Raw genomic sequence first — 20,635 nt, forward strand, 5'->3', positions numbered from 1 at the left:
TGGAATGAATTCTGAAAAAGAACCTTTCCAATCTAAAAATTATCTCTCAAAATCTCTATTCTACAGATTTTCACAATTTGTGGGCTTTCTTCTCGGAGCACGCTTTTTTGTAGCCGCTCTGTTAACGTTTGCTCTCTATGTTTCTACTTTTTTCCTGTTCAATCAGGATGAATCTTTCAGAAAATTTGTCTTTGATTTTAAAGTTCACGGTATTATTTTTTGTACAGTCCTTACGATTCTGGCAGGTGGTATCATCAACCAATTCTACGATCTGGAGAAAGATCATGTAGTAAAACCCTTCAGAACACGAGTTCAGAGCTTCATCAAACAGAAATATTTTCTCTATGCCTATCTGGCGCTCAGTGCTATTTCTTTAGGGGTAGCCTGGATGATTTCTCACAATGTATTTGTATTTTTTGTGGTCTATCAGTTCTTTATGTGGTTTTACAGCCATAAGCTGAGCAGAATACTGATCCTGAACAATCTTACTTTTGTCAGTCTCACTTTATATCCGTTCTTTGGAATGATGGTATATTACGAAACCTTTTCCAAAAAGGTTTTCCTGATGGCTGTCTTTCTGTTTCTTATCCTGCTCTGTATTGATATTGTGAAAGATACTCTTACCAGAAGTGTAGATAAAGCATTTGGATACACCACGATTCCCAATTATTTTAAAAGCAGAAATACAAAAATTATTCTGACTTCTTTACTGATCGTTACCATGGCAGTTTCAATGAATATTATTACAAAAACCGGCATCACCGGATTCATGGCTTATTATTTTGCCGGAGGGCTTTTTGTTATGATCATATGCATTTATCTCCTTTTAAACGCTTCCCGAAGAAGTAACTTCTTTACATTGAATATATTACGATTCTGGGTTTTCGTTGGAATCATCGCAATGCTTTTAAATGGAATAGAGCATAAATTGTAAAAAAATTCTTTAAATAAACTGAGGTTATTATTACCTTTGCATAACTAAATTTAATAAATAGGAATGCCCATTTTTAATGATACTAAAATTGCATTTGCAGACAAGTCTGATGCACAATTGAGAAAGGCTTACTGGATGTTTAAAATGATTGAACAGCCCGCTCTTACAAGCCTTGGAACATCTGTTCTGAATTTCACAGTACACAACAACTTCCCTTTCGTAACCGGAATTGTAAAAAATACTTTATTTGCGCAGTTCTGTGGTGGTGAAACCCGTGAAGAAAGTATGAAAGTAGTGAAACAGCTGTTCAAAAGAGGAGTTGGAAGTATTTTCGATTACTCCATTGAAGGGAAAGAAGATGAGGAAACCTTTGACGCCGTTTGCAAAGAAATTAAGGATATTGTAAGATTTTCAGTAGGAAATCCGGCGATTCCTTTTATTGTATTTAAACCTACTGCTTTCGGAAGAATTGATCTGTATGAAGCTGTTGGAAAAGGAGCAGAGCTTACTACCAGCCAGAAAGAAGAATGGGAAAGAGTCGTAAAAAGATTTGATGAAGTATGCAGTCTTTGCCATGAACATGATAAAAAAGTAATGGTAGATGCTGAAGAAACCTGGATGCAGGATGCAGCAGACCATCTTTGCGAAGAGATGATGGAGAAATATAACCAGCAGAAACCTATCGTTTGGAATACCATCCAGATGTACAGAACCGGAAGACTGGAGTATATGGAAGCTAATCTTCAGAGAGCAAGAGAGAAAAATTACTTCATTGGCTACAAGATCGTACGTGGCGCGTATATGGAAAAAGAAAGAGCCAGAGCAGCAGAAAAAGGGTATGCAGATCCGATTCAGCCAACCAAAGAAGCTTCAGATAAAAACTATAATGCAGGAATAGACTTCGTGATGGATCATCTGGATAAGGTTTCAGCATTCTTTGGAACCCATAATGAAATCTCTTCTGAGCTGATTATGGATAAAATGAAAGCAAAATCTCTGGAAAACGGCAATCCGCACGTCTATTTTGGGCAGCTTTACGGGATGAGTGATAATATCACCTTCTATTTGTCTGATAAAGGCTATAATGTGGCTAAATATCTTCCATACGGACCTGTAAAGGATGTTGTGCCTTATCTGACGAGAAGAGCCCAGGAAAATACCTCTGTAGCCGGACAAACCGGAAGAGAACTTGGACTGATTAAAAAAGAATTGGAAAGAAGAAAGAAATAAAAATATTGTCCACAATATATATCGGGCCTGCAGTTTTGCAGGTCTTTTTTATTGGAATTAAAAGGCGCAGATGAAACAGTAAATTAATGATAATGAATACAATAATAAGATGTATTGGTTATAGTGTAAAATAATTCGATTTTTATTGCTGATTTGATTTAAAATAGTTATATTTGATAAAGCCATAAAAAAACATAAAACAATATCTCATTTACCAGTACACTTCTGTCCTATGACAGTAACTCTCCAATACACTAATCACTCTTATTAAAACTAAAATTATAAAAATATAATAGGGGTCAGCCGATCATAAAAGATAAAAATCCTGCCAGCTGATATCCGTTAAAATTTTTTACAATAAAATAAAGCAATAGCTTTAGTTTTCTTCTTCAAATATTTTTTAACCTGATCATTTTCTTGATCAGGTTTTTTTAAGGTTCAAAACTTTCGAATTTTCCGTTTTCGTAGAACAGAACAATACGTTTTATCTTACTTTGTTGATTACCAAATAGTTGACCTAAAATATGATCGCCCGAATTTTCTAATCGCTGAGAATCCGATATTTTTTCCGGAGCTTTATCGTGGGACGGTATAAACGATTCTCCAGGACTTGATATTGGAGCTTCCGCTTCCGTTTCATTACTTCCAAATTCATCATCATCATTCATCATGGTGAAAAGATCGGGTAGTGGAGTTGTCTTTATTTTTTCCTCTTCGGTATGCTCTTCGTTAATTTCTGATTCCGGCAGTTGAGATTTCAGCATCTCACCTTCACCGGTTACCAGCCAGTCCCAAAGAAGTTCCGGGAAACGGGATTTTATTTTTATGATAAATTCAAGAGACGGTTTGTTTCTTCCTGATGTGATATGAGAAATAGACGAACGCTGTACATCAATCTCATCTGCAAACTCAGAAGGAGTAAGACGAGAATACTCTATAATTTTGGAAATTCTTTCATTTAAACTCATAAAAATAAGTCATTAATTATTTTACAAATGTAATATATATAATTTACAAATGCAAAATACAAATGTAAATAATTTGAAATTTCTTTTGTATACATTTGTAACAAGGTTTTAATTGTTTTAAAATCAAATCATTATATATAAATTACAATTGTATTTACTTATCATATGAATTTACCATTGGCGCTATAGACAGATAGTTTCGATCTGGTAAAAGACTAGTATTCTTAAAAAAAAACTGGTTTAAAAATGTAAATTAAGCCCATCGATCGAGCTATTTTGTTCATTAAATATCTTTAAAAACAGAATATACATTATTAAACCACTTAAATCGTTTCCGGAAATAAAATTATCAATAAATACCTTATAGAACGCATATAAAAGCACTTTTTAAAGAGTTACATTGGTAAATTACTGATGTAAATACACCATTTTAAGCCCATATCTGGCCAAATTGAAGGGAAAATACTGCTCCTGTTAAACAGCTCATTCTATCAAAGATTAAAACTCCTGATAAAAAGTATTATTTAAGTAATTTTCAGAGATCCATTAGATTTTTCTTTGATTTTACATATGTATACACCCCTCAACAACCTGGTTTTCCACAATTTCTATGTTTAGTAAAATAACCCTCAAATAGCAAAAACACCCTATTTTTACACTTAAAGTACTGTTATAAATATAATTGAATTAAACCTCATAAAGTACTGACTTTTAATATTTTAAATATTTGCTATTAAATTATTCGCAATCCACAATTTTATCCACAGACAAATTGTCCTGCAGTGTTGTTTAATAATGTTACAAGTGTTAACTTGTTTTTATAACTCTCAATTTGGATAATTTAAACCTTGTAAACAATTTTTAAAACAGATGTCAAATGTAAATTTGTTGATTTTACAGATATTTACAAATGTTAACTTAAGATTTTGGCTAAAAATGGCTAAATTTGATTCTTGTAAACTATTCCTACAATGAATTTTGAACAGATCTATTCTCAAAACCCCGATTTCTCAAATCGCTATATTTCCCCTGAAAAATTATTTTCTTATCTACAGGCCAATCTCAGCGATTATATTCAGGAGATCGGAACATCCTATTTAGATAAACCTATTTATCAGTTAAGCATCGGAACCGGAAACATTCAGGTATTGGCCTGGTCGCAAATGCACGGAAATGAATCCAATGCGACCCATGCTATGCTTGACCTGTTGGTAAGTCTTGATAAAGCTCCCGAAATGAAAAAAGATTTATTCAGTAAGATAAAGCTTGATTTTATATTCATGCTGAATCCGGACGGATCTGAACGATGGACCAGATTAAATGCAGCCGATATTGACCTGAACAGAGATTTTCATAACGAAGCAAGTAAAGAGATTAAATTCCTGAAGAAAGCAGCTGCTTCCAAAAAATACGATTATGCTTTAAACCTTCATGAGCAGAGAACCATTTTTACTACCGATGGAATTCATCCTGCTACGCTTTCCTTTTTGGCACCTTCTGAAAATGTAGAACGGACGGTTACCGAAAACAGAAAAAAATGTATGGCAGTCATTGGAAGTGTATACAACCATTTAAAAGAAATGATTCCCAACCAGATCGGAAGATATTCTGATGAATTTTATCCGACTTCTACCGGAGATAACTTTATCAAAGCAGGGATGCCAACCATCTTATTTGAAGGCGGACACTTTGTAGAAGATTATACCCGGAAAGGAACCAGAAAATACTATACAATTGCTCTTTATTATGCATTAAAAGCAATCAGTGAACTGAACTCTGATACTACAGGCTGGGAAACTTATCTTGAAATTCCCGAGAACCAGGAAACGCATTATGATGTTATTTACAGAAATGTAAAGCTGAATACAGAACACGAATGTATACTGGATATTGCCGTTCAGTACAGAGAGTTTAAAGAAGGAGGGAAAAATGAAATCTCATTTATTCCTTTTGTAATGGAAGTAGGCGATGTGAAACAAAAGAAAGGCTGGCTGGAAATAGACTGTACCGGAAAGAAATTTATTTCTGCAACTAAATATCCGAAACTGGATGCTGTGGTAGAATTTAAAATTGAAGATTAAAACAATGATATAAAGATAATCTCTATTACTAATTAATTTATAAGGATTATTATGATGAAAAATTTTCTGACCTTAATTTTATGGATAAGTATGGGATTGCCTTTGATGGCACAAAATCAATCTGCCATTCCCTATAAAGCAAATGATAGTGTAATGGTGACCGTAGTCCTCCGCCACATGCAGGAAAATCCTGTGGACTCAATCCAGGCAAGAGTGATGAAGCAAAAATTTTATCAGAAGCTCAGTAAAAGTCACACCCGTATTGTATCCTGGAATGTTGTGATGGGAATAGGGCAGATTATTACTTTAAGATTTAAACCTGAATACACAAGAGAAGTGAATCAGGTTTTTGAAAGCGGAGCTTGGGGGGGATTCAAGACAGAGTTTTATCCATCGTATGATTTTCTACCTGTTTATCCGGTAATGTTAGAAAAAGAAAAGAAACTGAGTAAATAACAGGATCAGTTAATATCATCTATAAAAAATTCGGCAGGCCTTTAGGCCTGCAGAATCTGTATTTTATATCTGATTTCAGAATTTGAGCTAGTAAAATAAAATTCATATTCAATAGAAATGGGCTTTAGCCCATTGAATGTCAAACAATATTCATCTGGCTTTAGCCAAAACCTAATTTTATAAATTTTATTCAATAATTAAAGTTTACTTAACCACTTTAATTCCATTCGCTACAAATCTGATCTCTTCTTTAGGTTCAGTAATAGCATCAATTTCAGATTGCGGCTGTTTAGCGTCTTCTGCATAATGTTTCTGCTCATTTACAGAAATTACTTTTCTTTCTGCATTGCCATCCAATACTACATTTTTTCCTTTTAATGCTGTAGGTACGAAGAAAGCGTAGTCTTTCATTTTTACAAAAAACTTAGAATTATCTTCTGTCTGGATCGTAAGCCAGCAACCTTTTTTGTCACATACATCGGTTACTTTTCCTTTAATGGATACATTCTCAATTTTTTTGTTGTCTTTTTTAAGTTGCTTATTCAATTTATCTACAGTGATCGCTTTGGATTCAGCAGATGAAGTTACCTGACTTCCATACGTATCTCCTACCAAAGCTTTCCCTTCCGGCGGTCCTGATTGAGCAAATGCTAATGAAGAACCCGCTAAAGCGGCAGCAAATAATAAAACTTTAAATTTCATGTTTAATATTTTTCTCAAAAATACTAATTAAAATTGAATCATAAAGGAATAAAAAATGACAAAAAACAAGTCTTTTGGTGAATTTTCAACAAAATTGAAAATCAAAGACAGATTTGATTATATTTGACCCCTATACTTGACTATGCAAAAAAAACTGAAACTATGGGATGCCATCATGCTTGTGATGGGATCTATGATCGGAAGCGGGATCTTTATTGTAAGTGCTGACATGATGCGAAACCTGGGGTCAGGATACTGGCTCATTGTGGTGTGGGTGATCACAGGAATAATGACAGTAGCCGCAGCGATAAGCTATGGAGAACTGTCCGCACTGTTTCCGAAAGCCGGAGGACAATATACTTATCTGAAAGAGATCTTTGGTAAAAGAATGGGTTTCCTTTACGGATGGGGATTGTTTACCGTAATACAAACCGGAACAATTGCTGCCGTGGCCATGGCGTTTGGGAAATTTACAGCGTATCTGATTCCTTCATTAAACGATGCTGCCCCTATTTTCCAGAGTGGAGAATTTAAAATTACATGGATACAGATTCTAGCCATTGCTGTCATTATTTTACTTACCTATATCAATACCAGAGGAGTGGAAAGCGGTAAAATTCTTCAGAATATCTTTACCGGGTCCAAAATTATTGCATTATTAGGGTTGATTGCTGCCGGTTTTATATTGGTAGACATTTCTCATTTAGCAGAAAACTTCAGCTGGGGAACAGATTCTTTCAATAATCTTAAAAAAGATCTGAGTGGTAATTTCCTTAAAGAAGGTTGGGAACCCATCGGAGGAATGACTCTTTTAGGTGGAATTGCTGCTGCAATGGTAGGTTCTGTCTTCAGTTCCGTTGCGTGGGAAAGTGTAACATTTGTTTCCGGGGAGATTGAAAATCCTAAAAAAAATGTAGTAAAATCAATGATTTACGGTACTTCTGCTGTAATGATCCTTTATATCGCGGTGAACTATGTCTACTTAAATGCATTGGACAGAGACGGGATTGCATTTGCAGCCAACGACAGGGTAGCGGTAGCCGCATCCCAGAATATTTTCGGAAGTGCGGGAACGATCATCATTGCTTTATTGGTTATGATTTCAACGTTCGGTTGTAATAACGGATTGATTCTGGCCGGAGCAAGAGTTTTCCAGACGATGGCAAAAGACGGAATGTTCTTTAAATCGGCAGAAAAAAATAATAAAAATGAAGTTCCTGAAAATGCCTTATGGATGCAGGGAATCTGGGCATCAATTCTATGCCTGAGCGGGCAGTACGGAAATTTATTGGATATGATCTCTTTCGTGATCGTTCTGTTTTATATGATTACGGTTTTTGGGGTTATTTATTTAAGAATGAAACAGCCGGAACTGGAAAGACCATATAAGACATGGCTTTATCCCATAACCCCTGTTATTTACCTTGTTATCGGAACTTGTTTCTGTATCCTGTTGCTTATTTACAAACAGCAGTATACATGGCCTGGTTTTGTTCTGGTATTGCTGGGACTTCCTGTGTACTATTTTATCAACAGAAAAAAAGCAAATGCTTAAAATAAAACAAAAATATAATAGATTAAAGGGCTTTCAATTCAGTTTGAAGGCCTTTATTTTTGAATAAAATTTGAAGTATAGTCATCATTATTTGTCGAAAATGTGTAATTTGGTATTTCGTTTTTAAAACAGGACCATGAAGTAAAAACAATAAGCTATGGATACACCAAATTACAGAATGCCTTTCGTACCGTCTACTTTAATGACCGAAGGCGGAAGTATCGATACCTGCGATATGGGCGAAAGTATTGCCCACAATATTATGCTGCTGATCACCACAAAAAAAGGGGAGAACAGATATGATGAAAACTATGGAAACGATGTCTGGAACCTTGAATTCGATAATGGAGTTACAAGTGCCATCTGGGAAAGCGTTTTTATCAAAAGCTTAAGAAGACAGATTCAGGAATATGAACCAAGAATCGTAAACCCGCAGATTGACGCTCACATACAATTCGTAGAGCACAGTTACGATACTAAAGAACACACCGAAATTAAAAAGAAAGTAAGAATTGCCATCAATGCAAAAATGGAAGAAACAGGAGAACGTTTTAGTTTTTCCACAGAATTGTTTCTAAGCCCGATGTCTATTGATTAATATTTTTAACAGCGAAAGAAAATTATGAATTTAGATCAGAATATTTATTCCAAAGAATCTGTAAAAGCAAGAATGCTGCAGAATGCAACAAAGGTTTGGGGATTGAGAAGTCCACAGTCTTTAGATCCTTTTGTAAAACTGTTGATAGATGCATTCAGTACAGAAGTTTTCAAAGCGAATAATGAAATACAGACGGTCAATGCCCGTATATTGGAAAAACTGGCAAAGCTTCTTACACCGTCCATCTATACCCATCCTATTCCGGCTCATTCCGTAGCTTTTACACAGCCTTATGAGTCTTCAGAGATTTTATTGGAGCACACGGAATTTTTCTTCCGTAAACAGATGACTTCCACGGTAAAATCAGAATCAGATAAGCAGCTGAACATTCCTTTTACTCCGGTGGGAAATGTAAGAATCAATAAAGTTCACACTTCCATCATGTTTGTAGGAAATACCTGCTACAGTATTGATGACCGATTTAATAAAATTCCTATTGCAAGATTTCAGGGAAAACCTGAAGATTACAGAAAAATCACAATAGGCGTAGATGTAAGCAAATATGTAAGTGAAAACTTTCCGAAATATCTAAGCATATTCTGCTCTAATCCTGCTTTTGAGCATCTGGATTTCGTTTACAAATTATTGCCTTATATCACAGTATCAAGTAATGGAAATCCTCTGTTTGTAAGAGAAGGATTAAGCTATCTTACAGAAAGTCAGAATGATGGTTATGAGCAGATGTTCAAAGAACAATCCATCAGAAATAAGGTGATTGAGGATATTAAAAGTATCTACCGCCATAAATTTATTGAAGTAACAGGAATTGCTCAAAGTCTTTTCTCAGAACCTGGACAGCTTCCGCAGAACCTTGATTTCCTGACTGGAAAAGAAGAAATCTCCAAATTCCTGGATAATAAAAGTTATCTGTGGCTTACGTTTGAGTTTCCACCACAGTTTTCAGCAGAAATTTTAGATAATTTCTCATTTGTACTGAATGCTTTTCCTATCTACAACAGAGGTTGGAAAAAAACAGAATACAGCCTTGATATCATGGGAAATAATATTCCTTTGGTAACCGACGAAGGCGAACATTTCCTTTATGTAGATGAGGTACAGGATGGTGACGGAAGAAAATATACAGAAATTCCTTTCACCCCTGCTGATGATCTTAAAAAAGGGTTGTATACTGTAAGAAAAGGAGGAATGGAACGATTCACCAGCAGAAATGCAGTCGATATGATTGCCAATGTTCTGGAACTGACCAGAGACGAAATTGCTGCATTTTCCCTTTTGAACAGAGATAATGTAAAAGGTGTCTTAAGTGAAATGTCTGACAAAATGAAATCCATGGTGCAGAAAGTAAACAATGCCAAAAGGAATATCAGACAGGAACTGAATTATGTGATCATGGAACCGGTAGAAAAAACAGATCATACTTACGCTTCTTTCTGGGTGACGCATTGTACGCTTGCCAATCATATGCGTCCGGGAACAGAACTTTCCAATCAGTTGAAATCTCAGACTGTGGTATTGCTTACCGAAACATTAGGCGGAGCTGAAGAACAAAAAGGGACAGACAGTATTCAGGCTTATAAATATGCACTGACGACCAGAGATAAAATTATTTCTTTGGAAGACGTTAAAAACTATTGCCGCATGATTCTGAAAGATGAGGTAAGAGAAGTAAGGGTAAGAAGAGGAACGATGATCAGCAACAAACCTAAAGAAGGATTTGTAAGAACTGTTGAAGTAGAAATTGTTCCACAGAACTATTCTTTCTACGGAAGGGCCTATTGGGAAAATATGGCCAATATTATCAGAAACCAGATCATCGCTAAGGCCATCGACGGAATTGAATATATTGTAAGAATTACCAATGAAGATGTTGACTTCCAGGATATGTAATTCTTAAAAAATAAATCAGTTTAAAATATAAAATGCCGTATCAATTGCGGCATTTTTGAATGATATCAATCGGAACGGGCTATTATCCTGAGCGTAGTCGAGGGAGCCCGTTTTTTTATTAATGAGCTTTTCCATTGGCTTCAGCCAAAACTTATAAAATCTATCCGGAAAAATTCAATAACATCGGGTTTAGTACATTAACAAAACCTAAGAATTTTTTATGAAACTTTTATCCCTTTTATATTCAAAAAAAGTCTATAAAATTTCGTATTTTTGCACGTTGTGATTTTCAGGCAAAGTCACTCCAAATTATGAGTAAATCAACAGAATATATAGAAGTTTACGGAGCACGTGAACACAACTTAAAAAATATTAATGTAAAAATTCCACGTAATGAATTGGTCGTGATTACCGGCCTTTCGGGAAGTGGAAAATCGTCGTTGGCTTTTGATACTATTTTTGCAGAAGGCCAGCGTCGTTATATCGAAACATTCTCTGCCTATGCACGCCAATTTCTGGGCGGATTGGAGCGTCCTGACGTAGATAAAATTGAAGGACTTTCTCCGGTTATTGCTATCGAGCAGAAAACAACCAATAAAAATCCGCGTTCTACGGTAGGAACAGTTACTGAGCTGTATGATTTCCTGCGTCTTTTGTATGCAAGAGTTTCGGATGCTTACTCTTTGTCCACAGGGCAGAAATTGGTGAGCTATACCGAAGATCAGATCCTTGAAACCATCAAAGAAAATTATAAAAAAGAGAAAATCATGCTTTTGGCGCCAGTGGTGCGTTCCAGAAAAGGACATTATCATGAGCTCTTTGTTCAGATGGCTAAAAAAGGCTACGGACAGGCAAGAATTGATGGTGAGCTGCAGGATATTGAGTATGATTTAAAACTTGACCGTTATAAAACCCACGACATCGATATCGTTATCGACCGTTGGATTATCGGGGAGAATGCTTCAGAAGGAAGAATGGAGAAATCATTGCGTACAGCAATGGAAATGGGAGAAGGCATTATCGGAATTCAGAAACTGGGAAGTACGGATATCGAATACTTTTCCAAAAACCTGATGGATGCGGAAACCGGACATTCTCTGGCACTGCCGGAACCGAATACTTTCTCATTCAACTCTCCAAAAGGAAGCTGCCCGAATTGTAAAGGTCTGGGAACCATTAAAAAGATCAATACTGATTACTTTATAGATAATCCTAAACTGTCAATCAATCAGGGAGGATTATTGCCATTGGAAGATATTAAATCGAACAAATGGATTCTGTCACAGATTAAAAATATCCTTGAAATCTTCGGATTGGGATTAACAACACCTTTGCAGGATATTCCTGAAGAGGCATTGGATTATATCTATAACGGATGTCACAAAGAATTCAATAAAGACCTGAAATACGCAGGGATTACCAAGAAAATAAAAATTGGTTTCGATGGTTTGATTGCTTTCATGGAAGAAATTATCGATGAAAGAGAATCTTATGAAGCCATTTTACTGGAAAGACATTTCACCACAGAAGAAACCTGCCCGGAATGTCATGGAACCCGTCTTCAGCCTTCAAGTTTAAGTTTTAAAATTGATGGAAAAAATATCGCTGAGGTTAATGGTTTAAGCTTAGCAGATTTAAAAGACTGGTTAGTTGACGTTAAAGATAAATTTTCAGAAAAAAATAAAATCATTGCTCACGAGATCTTAAAAGAAATTGAAACCAGACTTCAGTTCCTGCTGGATGTAGGGTTGGATTATTTAAGTCTGAGCAGGAGTTCAAAAACCCTTTCTGGAGGAGAATCACAGAGAATTCGTCTGGCAACACAGATCGGTTCTCAACTGGTCAATGTATTGTATATCCTCGATGAGCCAAGTATCGGGCTTCACCAGAGAGATAACGAAAGACTGATCCATTCCCTGAAAAACCTGAGAGACATCGGAAATTCTGTATTGGTGGTAGAACACGATAAAGACATGATTCTTGAAGCCGATGAGGTGCTGGATATTGGTCCGAGAGCAGGAAAATTCGGTGGAGAAATTCTTTGGCAGGGGAAACCAAAAGATTTATTGAAAGCCGATACCATCACTGCTCAATACATCAATGGAAAAAGAAAAATTGCAATTCCTGAAGAAAGAAGAGCAGGAAGCGGTAAAAATATTGTTTTAAAAGGAGCTACAGGGAACAATCTTAAAAATGTAACCCTGGATATTCCTCTTGGAAAACTGGTTGTAGTAACCGGAATTTCAGGAAGTGGAAAATCTTCGTTGATTAACGGAACATTGTATCCGATCCTTAACAAGCATTTCTACAGAGCGGTTCAGGAACCGTTACCCTACAAAAAGATTGAAGGGTTAGAAAATATTGATAAAATTGTAGACGTAGATCAGACTCCAATCGGAAGAACGCCACGTTCGAATCCTGCAACGTATACCGGAATGTTTACTGATATCAGAAACCTTTTTGCAGAGCTGCCGGAAAGTAAAATCCGTGGGTACAAGCCTGGAAGATTCTCTTTCAACGTAAAAGGCGGAAGATGCGAAACCTGTCAGGGCGGAGGATTGAAAGTGATCGAAATGAACTTCCTTCCGGATGTATACGTGCACTGTGAAACCTGTAATGGAAAACGTTTCAACAGAGAAACCCTGGAAGTTCGTTACAAAGGAAAATCAATCTCTGACGTATTGGACATGACAATTGATGAAGCGGTAGATTTCTTCCAGCCAATTCCTAAGATTTTTGCGAAAGTGAAAACATTACAGGATGTAGGTTTGGGATATATTACCCTTGGACAGCAATCAACGACCCTTTCTGGAGGTGAGGCGCAACGTATCAAGTTAGCTACTGAATTGGCGAAAAGACAAACCGGAAACACCCTTTATATCCTTGATGAACCAACAACAGGACTTCATTTTGAAGATGTGAAAATCCTTATGGATGCCATCAACCAACTGGTAGAACTTGGAAACTCATTCATCATCATCGAACATAATATGGATGTCATCAAATTAGCAGACCATATTATTGACGTTGGACCGGAAGGAGGAAAGCATGGCGGACAGATCGTAGCACAGGGAACTCCTGAGGAAATTGTGAAGTCCAAGAAGAGCTTGACAGGGAAGTTTTTGAAGAGGGAATTAGAATAGAATTATAGAAATATATTACGGAAAACCACAATGAAAATTGTGGTTTTTTTATTTACTTTTGGGAAAAACGATAATACATGAGCTTTAAACTTTTAGCGATTAGGCCATTAGATGGTTATAATTCTCATTTTATTAAGAATTTAATTCCAAATCAAATTTATAAATTTTATAATGATTATAAATTTAAAACAGATGTTGATAAAAATGTAATAGAAATTACATATACTCCCACTGTCCCTCAAAATTTATATAATAAAAATAACTTACAAATCAATATTTCTGCTATCGTAGGAAAAAATGGTAGTGGAAAAAGTGCCTTAATGGAACTTATATATGTTGCTTTTTATAAGATTGGAAGGTTAATTAAAATTCTTGATGCAAAAGAAACAGAAAATGTAAAAACAATCCAGGAAGATTTACAAAATTTTGATAATTATTGTAGTAGTATTAAACATTCTATACAATATAAAGATGATATAACATTAAAGAACACTCTGATAAATTTTAATAAATTAATAAATAATTCTATTGATAAGCCTAAAATTAAAAATTATGATCTACATACGGACGATTTAGGAATTGAAATGTATTTCATTGTAGATGAAGAAATCTTCAGATTGACAATTAAGGCAAAAAAAATAGAATTATTTTCTTTTTCCCAAGGTAACATCAAGATTAGTAGCAAAAATACTTTCAAAGAAAACTCTAAAAGCATTTTTTATAATCTTGTTATTAATTTTTCTATTTATGGATTAAATTCTGAAGATTGTGGAAATTGGATTGAAAAGATATTTCATAAAAATGATTCTTATCAAACACCTATTGTTCTTAATCCTTATAGAGCAAAAGGAATAATCGATATTAATTCAGAAAATTATTTAGTTAAGCAAAGGTTATTATCAACAATGTTTAGTAAAGATATTACTGAACGAAACACGATAAATGGTAAGAAAATAAGGAAGATTAAAATAGCATATTTTAATAAGTATGAAGATAATATGTACAATGAAAATGTTTTTAAGCATTTATATAAAAAATTTTTTGCAAATGATAAAGATATAAAAGATATAAAAATTAAAAAAGGAGCTTTATATCAACAAACAGTAAATTATATTATCAATAAATTATGTTCTATAATTGAAAAATACCAAACCTATGAAGGATTTGCTAATTTAGATTTTTATAATAATAGACAGCTAAGTAGGTTTGTTAATTTACTTTATAACGATAGAAGCCATATAACTTTAAAAATAAGACAAGCATTAAATTTTTATAATTACCAGAATTATATAGATGAAAATTCAGAGGATTTAAGTGATTTAGAAGTTGAATATGATTTTGAAACAATTTTTACTAAAATAAATTCACAAAAAAAACTTCAAAAAAATGAATTTATAGATATAATTGAATTTCTGCCTCCTTCATTTTTTAATTTAGAAATTTATTTTGACGATGAAAATGAAAATAATAATTTCAGTAATTTAAGTTCTGGAGAAAAACAGAAAATCTATAGTTTAAATTCTATACTTTATCATCTAAGAAATTTGTTATCAGTAAACTTTAATTTTAAAAGTAATAAACTAATTAAATATCATAATTTTAATATTATTTTAGATGAAATAGAACTTTACTATCATCCGGAACAACAAAAATCGTACATTAAAGATTTACTAGAATATATTAATAGAATTGATTTTAAAAATATTTATAAAGATTGTATTCCTAAAATTAATATATTATTTATAACCCATTCTCCTTTTATTCTATCAGATATCCCTAAACAAAATGTTCTATTTTTAGATAATGGCCAACCCCAAAATTATAAAAGTGACAATACATTTGCTGAAAATATTCATGAGATGCTAACCGATGGATTTTTTATGGGCAATACCAAAGGAGAATTTGCAATTTCTAAAATAAATGAATTTTTAGCTGATTATAACAGTTATTTATATTCTACAGAAAGTAGCTTTGAAAAAGTAAGAGAAAAATTTATTGAAAATAAAGATAACTATATATTGTTAATCAAGATGATTGGAGAAGAATATATTAGAAAAATTTTAGAAAACCAATTAGAGGAACTAAATATCTATTTCAAAATTTCTCCATCAAAAAATGATTTAAAAAATCAAGAAATTTTGTTATTAGAACAACTGAACTTAATAAGAAAACAAATAAATGAATAAGATAAATTATTTGTACAATAATGATAAAGATAAAATAAAATTTTGTAATGATTTTTACAATATAATTCTGAATGAAACAAAATTTGACGTAGATGTTCTGAATGAAGAAATAAAGAAAATAGATAATGCATGGGATTATAAAAAACTTCTTACTTCTGGATTCTCAGATTTAGTAGATTTTGCAAAGAAAACTGAATCACAAAATATAGACATGCTAAATGCAAATTTTAGATCGAAAAATTCAAAGGGTAAATATCATTATTTCTACACAAATGTACAGAGAAGTATTGCTGACTTTTTGATTAGCTATAAATTACCTATAAGAACTTGTCCATATTGTAATATTGATTTTATTAACCCCTTTAATGTTTTTGTTGAGTACAAAAATGTTGAGGAGTTTATTGAAAATGCAACTTGTGAGGAATGGCAGGAATTATTATCGGAGTCTAAAGGAGAATTAGTTTATAATGAAATAAAAAAAGAGAAGTTTAGCTCACTAAAAGAAATAAATGGAATTTCAGGAATCGGTATGAAGACTTTGACAAAAATTAACATTTTGAATATTAATAATGTAAAAATGTTTAGAGATCATTTTACTTTAGATCATTTTATTCCAAAAGGTAAGTTCCCATTTTTATCAGTTTCAATATATAATCTTATTCCTTCTTGCTATTCTTGTAATTCAAAATTTAAAGGACAAAAAAACTTTGAATTATCAGATTTTATGAAATCCATTGCTCCTTCTTCTGAGACTTTTTGTATAAATGATTATCTACGTTTTCAACTAAACTTTGATACTAAGAGTGATAGATTCAAGGAAAAGTTAAAAAATATAGAACAGATTGAAGATTTGGAAGTTAAACTTAGAAATTTAAAATCGAACAAAGATATTGATAAGTATTTAGATATGTTCAAGTTGAAAGGTAGATATGATTTTCATAAAAGTATTGCTTATGATTTGATTGACAAAAGGAAAAGATATCCTGAAAAACAAATAGAAGGAATTATAAAATTATTTAGAGATAATAAAATAATCGTACATAAAAATGATATCAAAAAAGACATTTTTGGTATAGAAATTTTTGAGTCTACAAATGCTCCGTTTGAAAAATATAAAAAGGACATTGCATCACAAATTGGAATAATTTAATTCCAATATTAAATTTTTAATTATTTTTAAAATTTATTACCCTGATAATCAAATAATTAAATTTTAATGTTAACTCAATGTTAACCTAATGTAAAATTAATATGAATTATTTTTAATAACTTTGGTTAAGAGATACAAAAATAGGTTAGTATAATATTTAAAACCAGTTAGTTATGAAAAATAGAATTCAAATAGTAATGGCTTCACTTTTCGTTTGCGGATTTGCTGCTGTTTTGAACAGTGCTAAAGCTCAAACTACAGATCATAATACCATTCAGGAAATTCAACTGAGCAGAAGTGAAACATTTAACGATATCAGAAATAAATTAGAAGCCAATTTTGACCTTACCAACCCTGATTACAAGCAGGGAACCGTAAACTCAGTGGTGAAATTTGATATTGCCAAAAACGGGAAAATTGTAAATGTTCACTCCAGTGGAGACTGTAAAACCGTAAGCAAAGAAATTGAAACCGTATTAAGTGATCTTGATTACAAGGTAGACCGCAAAAAACTAACTGATAATATGGTTGCCTATACTTACGTAATGCCTGTGACAGTAGAGATCCACAGCAGATAGTATTCATAGCATATTATTCAATCATGTGTGAATAATGAAAACTTATCAGATTAAATTGTAATAAACAATAAACCGTAAAGTTTTAGTTTTGGGCTACCATAAAATTAAAACGATATGAAAAATTTAAAAAAGCTGACAAAATCAGATTTGAAGTCAGTGTACGGAGGAGCACCTGTAAAATACTGTACATTTTGCGAATGGGCAAATAAAGTAATTTGCAGTGATATTCCAATTGTTCAGTGTCCGTAAAAAAAACAAGCCGCTTTTGTAAGCGGCTTTCTGTTATTTTGTACTTTCAACAAATTCTGTTAATCTTGCTTTAAGATCTTTAGAATTCCCTATTTTATCAAAAGTAACATTATCTATTCTCCATCCTTTATCTGTATGGTTCAGATGTACTGTATCCATCCAGGTTTCTTTAGGTGAACCCATATCATATTCAAAGGATACCAATGCTTCAGCAGTTTTATCCTTTATCTTGACAGATTTAATTGTATAACTTGTGAACCCTTCATACAAACTGGAGAAAATAGCTCCTTCAAAAATTAATGGCTTTTCATCAGGATGATCACTCTTTTTTACCCTTTCAATATCTGCTTTTGAGGTATTTATAGCATTGTCTAAAACTTTTTTTAAATCCTGGGAAAACAAACTGTCCGGAATCGGTTCGTTGTAAATTGCTTCATTAGATTTGCCGTATTGCGTGTACAGTTCATTTACTTTTTCAGTAATGGCTGACTCTGGAGACATGGCAGGCTGAGGTTTGTCTTTTTTGCAGGATACAAAAAACAGGAATATTCCTAAACAGAGAAGTAATTTTTTCATTGGTTTTATTTTGTGGTATGTATCAGAATTCCAGGCTCAAAATGTATACCAAAATCTGTCCATAAAATATTTTTTACGAATCGCAAAAATCGATACATTTGAGTAGATAAAAAAAATTGTGGATCCTATTCTTAACGTTGCTGTCCGTTCCCTCTGCGTTTACCTTTTCATGGTAATTGCCATCCGTTTATTTGGTAAAAACCAGCTTTCTCAGCTCAATGCAGGGGATGTCGTATTACTATTACTCATTTCAAATGCTGTACAGAATGCAATGGTAGGCCCCGATACCTCTCTCCAGGGCGGAATTATTGCGGCATTGGTTTTGTTTGTTGCTAATTTTATTTTGAAAAGAATTATGTTTTCCAGCCGTTCCTTTCAGACTTTTATGGAAGATGAACCGGTTATTCTGATCAGAGATGGAGTAGCAGATCAGGCCGCTTTAAACCGGGTAAAGATCACAGAAAGCGAATTGGAAGAAGCGATAAGAGAACATGGAATTGAAAATATAGATAATGTAAAACTTTCTGTGTTGGAAGTGGATGGAAATATCAGTGTGGTTTCTCAGGACGAGAAGAGTAAACAGACCCATTATTCAAGAATTAAAAGAAAAATTAAAAGAAAATACCATTAAATACGATGAATTACGAATTAAGAGAAATGCTTCCCAGCGACGAAGCCAGGGTCCTTGAAATTTTCCGCCAGGGAATAGACGGTGGGATTTCCACTTTTGAAACAGAAGTTCCCACTGCTGAAGCCTGGAGCATGGGCTATTTTAACGACTGCCGCTGGGTGCTGGAAAATGAAAAAAATGAAGTAGTAGGATGGTGTGCCTTAAAACCGGTCAGCAAAAGAGAATGCTATAAAGGAGTTGCAGAGGTAAGCATTTATTTTGATAACGAATATCAGGGAAAGGGTTTGGGTTCCGTATTGCTTAAAAAACTGATTTTGGATAGTGAGGATCACGGATTCTGGACATTACAGACCAATATCTTCTCCGAAAATGAAACGTCTATCAAATTTCATCAGAAAAACGGTTTCAGAATCGTAGGTATCCGTAAAAAAATCGGAAAACTCAATGATGAGTGGAAAGACGTCGTTCTGATGGAAAAAAGAAGTGAAGCCATGTAAAGAATTATAAATGATGAATGATGAATGATGAATGATGAATGATGAATTTGTTTGATAGGCACATTAATCTCCAACACAAAATTCACTATTGACTTGCGAAGCAAAATTGACCATTGGCAATAAAAGTCAATATATTCCAACCTTAAACTTTAAACCTTAAACCTTAAACCTTGAACCTTGAACTTTGAACTATTTTGGCATTCCCCTTGTTATATTAATAAGTGAAAAAGTAGAAATAATGAAAAATTTGATTAAAGTTACAGGAGTCCTTGTTGTACTGTTTATGCTGTCATCATGCGTAGTTCATGACAATGGAGCCCGAGGAAATACAATCCCTCCGGGACAGGCTAAGAAAGTGTTTGGAGGAAGTGCAAAAGACTATGCCCCGGGACAGGTGAAAAAGAGAAGTGGCTACTAATAAACATATAAAATAAAAATATGAGCCGTAAGTTTTAACATACATTAGCTTAATTTTAATTTCTTTTGGCATTAACATTGATATATTTCGCTATCGAAATTGAAAAAGTGAAAATAATGAAAAGTATGTTGAAAATTGCTGGGGTAGCAGTAGTCGTATTAATGCTGTCTTCTTGTGTGGTACATGAGCATCATGGAAGAAGAATGCCACCCGGGCATGCTAAAAAGTATTATGGCGGAAGTGCAAGGTACTATGCACCCGGCCAGGTAAAGAAAGTGTATATTTATGACGATCGTGGTCATCATCACAAAGGCCGCGGTCATGGACATCACAGATAAAAAAAGAAAAGCACTGAATTTTTCAGTGCTTTTTTTATGACTCATTATAATCTCGATTTTTTCGGATTAAGGAAAGTATTAAAGACCATCACTTCCTGTCCGAACTTTTTCTCAATTCTTTCCGAAATATTTAAAAGCTCACTTTTAATGAAATCTTCACGTAATTCTTCATTATCAAAAATTAACAGGAGATTATAATTTTTACCTTCCTCGATAAAGTCACTGTGTACCTCAGAAAGAATATATTTGTTGACATCCATCAGGTTTTCAGTCATTAAAACCAGTGTTTCATCAATATAATTTTCCCATTCTTCCAGGTTATCTTTCGTACAGTGGAAAGTTATACTTAATACGCTCATATTTTTATGAATTTTTAAGATTTTTTTGGATAAATTCTGCTGCAAAAATCGGCATTTTTTTCGTAAATTAGCCCGTTA

The 20,635-nt window shown here is 33.6% G+C and carries 20 protein-coding genes; 16 read left to right on the plus strand and 4 right to left on the minus strand.

All coding sequences use genetic code 11. The features are described from left to right. Positions 1–4 precede the first annotated feature (4 nt). On the plus strand, positions 5–934 hold the full coding sequence (locus RAH34_RS06935; protein WP_114821356.1) for a UbiA family prenyltransferase: 930 nt from the start codon (positions 5–7) through the stop codon (positions 932–934). Positions 935–997: 63 nt separating this feature from the next. Further along, the gene (locus RAH34_RS06940; RefSeq protein WP_062674965.1) at positions 998–2,164 is read left to right on the plus strand and encodes a proline dehydrogenase family protein; all 1,167 of its coding nucleotides are present in this window, start codon (positions 998–1,000) and stop codon (positions 2,162–2,164) included. Between the two features lie 431 nt (positions 2,165–2,595). On the opposite strand, the gene RAH34_RS06945 is transcribed toward RAH34_RS06940, so the two are convergent. Continuing rightward, the gene (locus tag RAH34_RS06945; RefSeq protein WP_306595610.1) at positions 2,596–3,132 is read right to left on the minus strand and encodes a helix-turn-helix transcriptional regulator; all 537 of its coding nucleotides are present in this window, start codon (positions 3,130–3,132) and stop codon (positions 2,596–2,598) included. A 971-nt stretch (positions 3,133–4,103) separates the two neighbouring features. Here RAH34_RS06945 and RAH34_RS06950 point away from each other — a divergent pair. Together RAH34_RS06950 and RAH34_RS06955 are read left to right on the plus strand one after the other, a co-directional pair. Beyond that, the gene (locus tag RAH34_RS06950) at positions 4,104–5,213 is read left to right on the plus strand and encodes a M14 family zinc carboxypeptidase (protein WP_306595611.1); all 1,110 of its coding nucleotides are present in this window, start codon (positions 4,104–4,106) and stop codon (positions 5,211–5,213) included. Between the two features lie 51 nt (positions 5,214–5,264). Continuing rightward, the gene (locus RAH34_RS06955) at positions 5,265–5,669 is read left to right on the plus strand and encodes a hypothetical protein (RefSeq protein ID WP_306595612.1); all 405 of its coding nucleotides are present in this window, start codon (positions 5,265–5,267) and stop codon (positions 5,667–5,669) included. Between the two features lie 204 nt (positions 5,670–5,873). Here the strand turns inward: RAH34_RS06955 and RAH34_RS06960 are convergent, their stop codons facing one another. Beyond that, the gene (locus tag RAH34_RS06960) at positions 5,874–6,371 is read right to left on the minus strand and encodes a DUF4920 domain-containing protein (RefSeq protein ID WP_114821359.1); all 498 of its coding nucleotides are present in this window, start codon (positions 6,369–6,371) and stop codon (positions 5,874–5,876) included. Positions 6,372–6,513: 142 nt separating this feature from the next. Here RAH34_RS06960 and RAH34_RS06965 point away from each other — a divergent pair, with 142 nt between their 5' ends. The 8 genes from RAH34_RS06965 (at position 6,514) to RAH34_RS07000 (ending at position 17,738) form a co-directional block, all read left to right on the plus strand. Then, positions 6,514–7,926 carry an APC family permease gene (locus RAH34_RS06965; protein WP_306595613.1) on the plus strand — a complete coding sequence of 471 codons (1,413 nt, stop codon included), beginning with the start codon at positions 6,514–6,516 and terminating at the stop codon, positions 7,924–7,926. Between the two features lie 157 nt (positions 7,927–8,083). Then, on the plus strand, positions 8,084–8,524 hold the full coding sequence (locus RAH34_RS06970; protein ID WP_002979175.1) for a GPW/gp25 family protein: 441 nt from the start codon (positions 8,084–8,086) through the stop codon (positions 8,522–8,524). A gap of 24 nt (positions 8,525–8,548) precedes the next feature. Then, positions 8,549–10,432 carry a type VI secretion system baseplate subunit TssF gene (locus RAH34_RS06975; protein ID WP_306595614.1) on the plus strand — a complete coding sequence of 628 codons (1,884 nt, stop codon included), beginning with the start codon at positions 8,549–8,551 and terminating at the stop codon, positions 10,430–10,432. Between the two features lie 311 nt (positions 10,433–10,743). Next, positions 10,744–13,575, plus strand: a complete 2,832-nt coding sequence (uvrA, locus tag RAH34_RS06980; RefSeq protein WP_306595615.1) for an excinuclease ABC subunit UvrA — start codon at positions 10,744–10,746, stop codon at positions 13,573–13,575. A 77-nt stretch (positions 13,576–13,652) separates the two neighbouring features. Further along, positions 13,653–15,761: a hypothetical protein gene (locus RAH34_RS06985; protein ID WP_306595616.1), complete on the plus strand. Its 2,109-nt coding sequence runs from the start codon at positions 13,653–13,655 to the stop codon at positions 15,759–15,761. Continuing rightward, positions 15,754–16,911: a hypothetical protein gene (locus tag RAH34_RS06990; protein WP_306595617.1), complete on the plus strand. Its 1,158-nt coding sequence runs from the start codon at positions 15,754–15,756 to the stop codon at positions 16,909–16,911. Before RAH34_RS06985 ends, RAH34_RS06990 begins: the two co-directional genes overlap by 8 nt. Before the next feature lie 173 nt (positions 16,912–17,084). Next, entirely contained in the window at positions 17,085–17,489 is a 405-nt protein-coding gene (locus RAH34_RS06995; protein ID WP_306595618.1) for a hypothetical protein, read from the plus strand. Between the two features lie 114 nt (positions 17,490–17,603). After that, entirely contained in the window at positions 17,604–17,738 is a 135-nt protein-coding gene (locus tag RAH34_RS07000) for a protein with bacteriocin-type signal sequence (RefSeq protein WP_114821364.1), read from the plus strand. A gap of 33 nt (positions 17,739–17,771) precedes the next feature. Here the strand turns inward: RAH34_RS07000 and RAH34_RS07005 are convergent, their stop codons facing one another. After that, positions 17,772–18,314: a hypothetical protein gene (locus tag RAH34_RS07005; RefSeq protein ID WP_306595619.1), complete on the minus strand. Its 543-nt coding sequence runs from the start codon at positions 18,312–18,314 to the stop codon at positions 17,772–17,774. Between the two features lie 118 nt (positions 18,315–18,432). Here RAH34_RS07005 and RAH34_RS07010 point away from each other — a divergent pair, with 118 nt between their 5' ends. From RAH34_RS07010 to RAH34_RS07025, 4 genes are all read left to right on the plus strand, one after another. Next, positions 18,433–18,945 carry a DUF421 domain-containing protein gene (locus tag RAH34_RS07010; protein ID WP_114821366.1) on the plus strand — a complete coding sequence of 171 codons (513 nt, stop codon included), beginning with the start codon at positions 18,433–18,435 and terminating at the stop codon, positions 18,943–18,945. A gap of 5 nt (positions 18,946–18,950) precedes the next feature. Further along, positions 18,951–19,442, plus strand: coding sequence for a GNAT family N-acetyltransferase (locus RAH34_RS07015; protein WP_306595620.1), 492 nt, complete (start codon positions 18,951–18,953; stop codon positions 19,440–19,442). Positions 19,443–19,725: 283 nt separating this feature from the next. Continuing rightward, the gene (locus RAH34_RS07020; protein ID WP_373427983.1) at positions 19,726–19,860 is read left to right on the plus strand and encodes a quinol oxidase subunit 4; all 135 of its coding nucleotides are present in this window, start codon (positions 19,726–19,728) and stop codon (positions 19,858–19,860) included. A gap of 125 nt (positions 19,861–19,985) precedes the next feature. Further along, positions 19,986–20,198: a hypothetical protein gene (locus RAH34_RS07025; protein ID WP_228412003.1), complete on the plus strand. Its 213-nt coding sequence runs from the start codon at positions 19,986–19,988 to the stop codon at positions 20,196–20,198. A gap of 44 nt (positions 20,199–20,242) precedes the next feature. On the opposite strand, the gene RAH34_RS07030 is transcribed toward RAH34_RS07025, so the two are convergent. Continuing rightward, complete coding sequence (locus tag RAH34_RS07030; RefSeq protein WP_034697690.1) at positions 20,243–20,557, minus strand: DUF4286 family protein; 315 nt, start codon at positions 20,555–20,557, stop codon at positions 20,243–20,245. Positions 20,558–20,635: the final 78 nt, after the last annotated feature.

It is taken from the genome of Chryseobacterium sp. WLY505 (genome assembly GCF_030846215.1).
Lineage (GTDB): Bacteria > Bacteroidota > Bacteroidia > Flavobacteriales > Weeksellaceae > Chryseobacterium.